This is a genomic window from uncultured Caldilinea sp., assembly GCF_937128415.1.
In the GTDB taxonomy this organism is placed as follows: Bacteria; Chloroflexota; Anaerolineae; order Caldilineales; family Caldilineaceae; genus Caldilinea.
Genome location: NZ_CAKZMJ010000020.1, coordinates 1 through 7,355, shown reverse-complemented (window position 1 = coordinate 7,355; position 7,355 = coordinate 1). Strand labels below are relative to the sequence as shown.

6 protein-coding genes are annotated in these 7,355 nt (G+C 61.3%); 5 read left to right on the top strand and 1 reads right to left on the bottom strand.

The genetic code is table 11. The annotated features are described in order from the left end of the window. Positions 1-22 precede the first annotated feature (22 nt). Together fabF and Q0367_RS02355 are read left to right on the top strand one after the other, a co-directional pair. Positions 23-1,291: a beta-ketoacyl-ACP synthase II gene (fabF, locus tag Q0367_RS02360; RefSeq protein ID WP_297630016.1), complete on the top strand. Its 1,269-nt coding sequence runs from the start codon at positions 23-25 to the stop codon at positions 1,289-1,291. A gap of 26 nt (positions 1,292-1,317) precedes the next feature. Then, positions 1,318-2,652: a beta-ketoacyl-ACP synthase III gene (locus Q0367_RS02355; RefSeq protein WP_298980788.1), complete on the top strand. Its 1,335-nt coding sequence runs from the start codon at positions 1,318-1,320 to the stop codon at positions 2,650-2,652. A gap of 78 nt (positions 2,653-2,730) precedes the next feature. Here Q0367_RS02355 and Q0367_RS02350 read toward each other — a convergent pair whose 3' ends face one another. Next, positions 2,731-2,991: a hypothetical protein gene (locus tag Q0367_RS02350; protein ID WP_297630010.1), complete on the bottom strand. Its 261-nt coding sequence runs from the start codon at positions 2,989-2,991 to the stop codon at positions 2,731-2,733. 470 nt (positions 2,992-3,461) lie between these two features. Between Q0367_RS02350 and Q0367_RS02345 the strand changes: the two genes are divergently transcribed. From Q0367_RS02345 to Q0367_RS02335, 3 genes are all read left to right on the top strand, one after another. Continuing rightward, positions 3,462-4,310 carry a site-specific DNA-methyltransferase gene (locus tag Q0367_RS02345; protein WP_298980787.1) on the top strand — a complete coding sequence of 283 codons (849 nt, stop codon included), beginning with the start codon at positions 3,462-3,464 and terminating at the stop codon, positions 4,308-4,310. A 297-nt stretch (positions 4,311-4,607) separates the two neighbouring features. Next, positions 4,608-5,756, top strand: a complete 1,149-nt coding sequence (locus Q0367_RS02340) for a fasciclin domain-containing protein (protein ID WP_298980786.1) — start codon at positions 4,608-4,610, stop codon at positions 5,754-5,756. 523 nt (positions 5,757-6,279) lie between these two features. After that, a partial coding sequence (locus Q0367_RS02335) for a fasciclin domain-containing protein (RefSeq protein WP_298980784.1) occupies positions 6,280-7,355 on the top strand: 1,076 nt, incomplete at its 3' end.

Here is a 7,355-nt window from a genome sequence, read left to right as displayed (position 1 = left end):
AAAATCGAATGGTTATACGCTCATGACAACAACTAACGGAGGCTTTCCTCAACGCGTCGTCATCACAGGCTTAGGGGCGCTGACCCCTCTTGGTCACACAGTCGAAGAGACCTGGCGCAACCTGGTCGCCGGGCGCAGCGGCATCGACTACATCACCAAATTCGATACGTCCGACCTGCGCGTCAATTTTGCGGGCGAGGTGCGCGACTTCGATGCAGGACAGTACATGGATCGCAAAGAGGCGCGGCGTCTGGACCCTTGCATCCAGTATGCGCTGGTCGCCGCACAACAGGCCATCGCCGACGCAGGTCTGAAGTTGGAAAACGAAGACCCCACGCGCATCGGCGTGTTGGTCGGCAGCGGCATCGGCGGCATTGGCTCTTTTCGGGAGAACGTCGAGATCGTGCAGAGCAAAGGGTTGCGCAAGGTCAGCCCTTTCATGATCCCCAATATGCTGGTTGATAGCCCTGGTGGGAAGATCGCCATTGAATTCAATCTGCAAGGCCCGAACCATGCAGTCGTGAGCGCCTGCGCCAGCGGCACCACTGCCGCGGGAGAGGCGTTTGAGCTATTGCGCCGCGGGGACGCCGACGTCGTGCTAGCCGGCGGGACGGAGGCGGCGCTGCTGCCCATCAACATCGCCGCCTTCGATGTGATGGGTGCGCTCAGCCAACGCACCGACAATCCCAAAGCGGCGTGCCGTCCCTTTGACCGCGACCGCGACGGTTTCGTCATGAGCGAGGGCTCGGCGATCCTGGTCATGGAAACGCTCGAACATGCGTTAGCGCGCGGCGCGCGCATCTATGCAGAGGTGATCGGCTACGGCAACACCAACGACGCCTATCACATGGCGGCGCCGCACGAAACCGGCCGCGGGGCTGCAGACGCCATGCGCATGGCGCTGCGCAAGGCGGCGGCTTACGGAGAGACGCCCGCCGACGTCGATTACATCAACGCCCACGGCACCGCCACGCGGCTCAACGACGTCGGCGAGACGCTGGCCATCAAACAGGTTTTTGGCGAGGGAGCCTACAATCTGCGCATCAGCAGCACCAAGAGCATGACCGGCCATCTCCTCGGCGCAGCCGGCGCCCTGGAGGCAATCATCTGCGTCAAAACCATCGAAACCGGCATCGTGGCGCCCACTATCAACCTGGACAATCCCGACCCTGAGTGCGACCTGGACTACACCCCTAACCACGCAGTCAAAGCCGACGTCCGCGTGACGATGAGCAACAGCTTTGGGTTCGGCGGCCACAACGCATGCATTATGCTGCGCCGCTACGCCTGAGAGCAGCAACCAAGAAGGAGGGAAGGATGCCCGAAGCGAAACCCATGTCCACCGGTGGCTCTAACTCAACGAATGGCGCAGGCGAATATCGAGAGGAGAGCGTTTCCACACAACAGAAGCAATCGCCCGTCGCCCCCTCCTCCTATCGCCCGCGCTACGCCCACATCGTGGGTTGGGGCTACCATGTCCCCAGCAAGGTGATCACCAACCACGATCTGGAGCAGATCGTCGACACCAGCGACGAATGGATTCGCAGCCGCACCGGCATCGCCGAGCGTCGCGTGGCCGCCGACCCTAAAGAGACGTCGGCGACGTTGGGCGCCGCGGCCGCACGCAAGGCGTTGGAGGTGGCCGATGTGCCCGCCAGTAAGATTGATCTGGTGATCTGTGCAACGACCACGCCGGAGTACTCCTTCCCGGCCACCGCCTGCCTGATTCAGGATATGTTGGGCGCGCATCACGCTGGCGCGTTTGATCTGAGCGCGGCCTGCTCTGGTTTCGTCTATGGGTTGGCGATGGCGCGCGGGCACATTCTCGCCGGCGATGCGGAGTATGTGCTCGTGATCGGGACGGAGACGCTTTCGCGCATCGTCGACTGGACCAATCGCAAAACCTGCGTTCTCTTCGGGGACGGCGCTGGGGCCGTGCTGGTGGCGGCGAGCGAGGTGCCCGGCGGCATCATGGCCGTCGACCTGGGGAGCGACGGCTCAGGCGGCAACACCCTGATCCTGCCCGCCGGCGGCAGCGCCATGCCCACCAGCCTGGAGACGGTCAGCAGTGGCCAGCATTACATCAAGATGGATGGCAAGGCGGTTTTTCGCTTTGCCACGCGCGTGATGGCCGCTTCGACGCGCAAGGTGCTTGAGCGCGCCGGCTATACGACCGACGACATCGACCTCGTGGTGCCCCACCAGGCCAATATCCGCATCATTCAGAACAGCGTGCTCAACCAGCTCAAGATTCCGCCTGAAAAAGTCTTTGTGAACCTGGAAAAATATGGCAACACCAGCACGGCCAGCATCCCGATAGCCCTGTGCGAGGCTATCGAGGCGGGCAAGCTCAAGCCAGGCGACAAGGTGGTCTTCGTCGGCTTCGGCGCAGGGCTGACGTGGGCGTCGTGCGCGATTGACTGGCGCACGCCGGTTGAAAAGCCCGAAGCAGATTGGTGGAAGAACACGCGGCGCCAGGCGACGTACAGCGCAGCAGCGGCGCGCAGCATGTGGCGTCGCGCCGTGCGCTGGGTGTATGAAGTCCTGCCCGACCCCGAAGCGCCCGGCCGCGGCGAAGGTCACAAAGAAAAAGAACAGACGGAGACGTCGGTCCGCGAATCTTCTTCAGAACGCGTTAAAGAGAAGCCCTGACCTCCAGACGGTGTGTGCAGAGAGTCGATGCGAGTCTTCATCGGCCCCCGGTGAAGACTCGCATTCTAGGGTTCTGAATCAGGGGGCGCTCAGTGGGCTCTCCGGCGCGCTGAGCGGGCTTTCTGGGCCGGCGAGTGGGCTCTCCGGCTCCGCCAGCGGGCTTTCTGGACTGGCGGCTTCGACGGCCGGAATCGGTGTAGCCGTGGGAGTGGGTGCAAGGGTCGGGGTGAACGTCGGCGGCGGAGTCGGCGTCGGTTCGTTCCCGCCGCCACAGGCAGCCGCCAGAAATGCAATCAGCAGAATGACCGATAGAAAGCTCAAAATGGTTCGACTGCTCATCAAAATATCCTCTTCTTGTCTGGCTTCCCTAGAGAGTAATTCATAACCCAGAGCAATCCAATTTGTCGCCTCGAACTGCTCCGACGGCGTTGTCAAACACCGCAGCGCATGAATCGCCCTTGACGAGCGCACCGCATCGTCGAAGTCTACAATATATCAGGTGTGCGCCCATCCACCAATCTGCGTTTTCGGCCGTCGTCGCCCCCAGGCGCACAAATGGCTCTTTCGCTTCGGGTCGGTTCAGATTTACGTTGCACAGGCGAATGCGTTCTCTGTGGTAAGATATACGCGGTCACAGAGGGCCCAACGGTTGCCTTTTGCCGTAAAGTGCAGCGTTGATGGCGTCAACTTTTCTGTAGTCGCCAAACAACACACATCCTGGGAAGAGAATGGGGAAGCGGACGTCCACCTCAACTTTTGGCGTGAGCAAGCGCGAGGGACATGACGCGTCAGCGTTTTATAGCCGTCAAATGTTCCGGCGCAACGGCGAGCGCGCACACACAGAAAGTCTAGAAGACGATGCAGCGACGGAATGCGTTGCGCCTCTGGAGACATGGGCCGATCGCATCTACTGTCAGTCCGCCGCTCAAATGACGCCCATCCCTGACAACGCCGTGGGGCTGGCGTTTACTTCGCCGCCCTACAACGTCGGCAAGGAATATGACGACGATCTCTCCTTCGAGGCCTATCTGACATTGATCGAGGCGGTGGCGCGCGAAGTGCACCGCGTGCTCAGGCCGGGAGGGCGTTACGTCGTCAATATCGCCAACCTGGGGCGCAAACCCTACATTCCCCTTCACGCTTACTTCTATCAAAGACATATGGCGGTCGGCTTTCTGCCGATGGGCGAGGTGATCTGGCGCAAGGCGAAAGGCGCCAGCGGCAACTGCGCATGGGGCAGCTGGCAGAGCGCTCGCTCTCCGCGGCTGCGCGATATCCATGAATATTTGCTAGTTTTTGCCAAAGAGAGTTTCTCTCGCCCGGATCGCGGCGAGTCTGACATCGATCGCGAGGAGTTCATGGCGGCAACGCTGTCGGTCTGGGAGATTGCGCCGGAGTCGGCGCAGCGCATAGGACATCCGGCGCCCTTCCCGCTGGCGCTCGCCGAACGCGTCGTTAAACTTTACTCTTACGTCGGCGATGTGGTGCTCGATCCTTTCGTCGGCTCGGGAACCACTTGCGTAGCCGCCGCCCTGCACCGTCGTCATTATGTTGGCTTTGACGTTGACCCTGTCTACTGTGCGCTGGCGGAGGAGCGCATCCGCAGTGCACTGGCCAATCCCCAATCATTGGCCGGTCCCGTATCCGCCGCTCCATAAGCGCTGCCGAATCTCTGCACGCTTCCTCGAAGTTTGTTCTCCTGGCAAGCGTAAAGCGCTGTAAGTCGAGACAGCGCTCTCGAGTCCTCTTCGCGTTTCCCCAATCCGACCAGTGGATTTCCACGTCTTACCCGGTGAAAGCTGCTCGGCTTGAACAAGCGTATCTGCAAGCAAAATTGTGGCGCAATCTACAGAAAAATCCTTTGCTCATCTTATAAAATTGTATAAGTATTGGCTGTGTTTTGTATAACTTTTGCGCAATCTCAAACTCACTCACGTACACACAAGGAGAAAATCATGAAAAAGCGAAATCGACGCATCCTTCAACTGTTGCTTGCATTGCTGCTGGTCCTCAGCGCAACGCCGGTCGCTCCCGCCTTTGCGCAGGACGCGGACATTGTGGACACAGCGGTTGCCGCGGGCGACTTCAACACGCTGGTCACCGCCGTGCAATTGGCGGGGCTGGTCGAGGCGCTCAAGGGTGAGGGGCCCTTCACCGTCTTTGCGCCGACGGATGAGGCGTTCGCCAAGCTGCCGCCCGACGTCCTGCAGGCGGCGCTCGACGACCCGGAAGGGTTGCTGACGCAAGTGTTGCTTTATCACGTCGTAGCGGGCAAAGTGATGTCGAGCGACCTCAGCGATGGGTTGGAGGTGGCGACGCTGCAGGGCGAAAGCGTGAAATTCACGCTGAGCGATGGCGCGGCGATGGTCAATGACGCCAATATCATCGCAGCCGACATCGAGGCCTCCAACGGCGTCATCCACGTCATTGACACCGTCATTTTGCCGCCGAGCATCGTTGCAGCGGCTGCCGCCGCCGAGGAAGCGGCTGAGCCTGTCGCCACGCCTGCGCCGGCGGAGGAGCTGGCCGACATCGTCGACACCGCCGTTGCTGCGGGCAGCTTCAACACGCTGGTCGCTGCGGTGCAGGCTGCCGGCCTCGTCGATGCGCTGCGCGGCCCAGGTCCCTTCACCGTCTTCGCCCCCACCGACGACGCTTTCGCAAAGCTGCCGGCGGGGACCATCGATGCGTTGCTGGCCGATCCGACGGGTGACCTGACGCAGATTCTGCTCTATCATGTCGTGCCCGGCAAAGTGATGTCGACTGACCTGAGCGACGGCCTGGAGGCGACCACTCTGCAGGGCGGCGCAGTGGTCTTCACCCTGGCCGACGGCGCCGCCAGGGTCAATGACGCCAACATCATTGCCGCTGACATCGAGGCCTCCAACGGCGTCATTCATGTGATCGACAGCGTGATTTTGCCGCCTGCCGCCGAAGGCGAGCCTGCCGTCGAGGCCACGCCGACGCCAGCGGAGGAGCCGCCGGCGCTGCTGCCGGTCACCGGCGGCGAGTCTGGCGGCGGGTTGAATGCGCTCCTGGCCGCAGGTTTGATCCTTCTTGCGGTCGCCGGCTTCGCCTTGGCCTGGCGGCGACGGCTGGCGTAACTCCGCAATCGGGCTGCTATTGAAAAGGAAGATGGGCCGAACGCACTCGCCCATCTTCCTTTGTCCGGTCGCTGCGCAAATGAAGCCGCCGCTTCTCACGTAATCCGGTGGTCCTCTCATCTTCACGCCCTGGAGAAAGACGCAGGGCGATCGCGAACCTCATCATAGCATCAATTTTGATCTGTTAACTCCCGTTGCACAGGTCGGCGACTCGGTCGGCGTCGGCGCTTGTGCACTCCTCATCCCCTCACGTGCAACGTAAGCCGTTAAATCAACATCAATCGGCGGCAATCGGCTTCAAAGAGTGAATTTTGCGCCGATCGGCGCATTTTATGAAGCGCAATAGATGATCGGGCGCCGGGAATTTAAGGTGTGCAATTGCCCTGGGAGGCAAGGTCTTCTATGGTTTTTCAAAGTTTTTCTGATATAATGGTGGTCAGGACCTGCCCGGCAGCGCCTTGGAGCATGACAGCGCACTTTCCAAAATTTTAACAGGATTCCATAAAACACAAAGGAGAGTTCTATGAAACAACGCGTTCCAGCCGTACTTCAAGCGCTTGTGGTCTTTGCGCTGATCTTGAGCCTGGTTCCCCTGCAGACTTTTGCTCAGACAGGTCTCAGCGAAAAGCCAGACATTGTGGAAACCGCCGTTGCTGCGGGCGATTTCACCATCCTGGTGGAGCTTGTGCAGGCGGCGGGGTTGGTCGACGTCTTGAAGGGCGAAGGCCCTTTCACCGTCTTTGCTCCGACGGATGAGGCGTTCGCCGCAGTGCCGGCGGAAATTCTGGCCGCCCTTGCCGAAGACCCCGAGGCGCTGCGCAGCGTCTTGCTCTATCATGTGGTGCCGGGACGACTGGTCGCTGCGCTGATCAGCGATGGCAAGGAGGTTCAGACGGCGCAGGGAGAGAGCGTGCAATTCTCCTTCACCGACGGCGTCAAAAAGATCAACGGCGCCACCATCGTTGCGCGCGACATTCAAGCCTCCAACGGCGTGATTCATGCAATTGACAGCGTCATTCTGCCGCCTTCGCTGGCTGCGACGCTGGCCGACCTGCTGCCGTCCGCCGAAGAGGGCGTCGCTGAAGCCGCCGCCACCCCTGAACCGACCGAAGAAGCTGTGGCCGAAGCTGCTGCCACCCCCGAGCCGACCGAAGAGGCCGCCGAGGAGCTTGCCGACATCGTCGACACCGCCGTCGCCGCAGGGCAATTCACGACGCTCGCCGCTGCGTTGACCGAGGCCGGATTGGTGGATGCATTGCGCGGCCCTGGCCCCTTCACCGTCTTCGCACCAACGGATGACGCCTTTGCTGCGCTCCCGCAGGAGACGCTGGACGCTGTGCTGGCCGATCCCGAGGGCCTGCTCACGCAGATTCTGCTGTATCACGTTGTGGCGGGTAAATTGATGGCCGCCGACCTGGTCGACGGTCAGGAAATTGTGACGCTGCAGGGCGCCCCCCTGACCATTTCGCTGAGCGACGAGGGCGCCATGGTCAATGACGCCAACATCATCGCCACCGACATCGAGGCCTCCAACGGCGTGATCCACGTGATCGACGCTGTGCTTGTGCCGCCGCTCGAGGAGGCCGCCGCAGCGGCTGA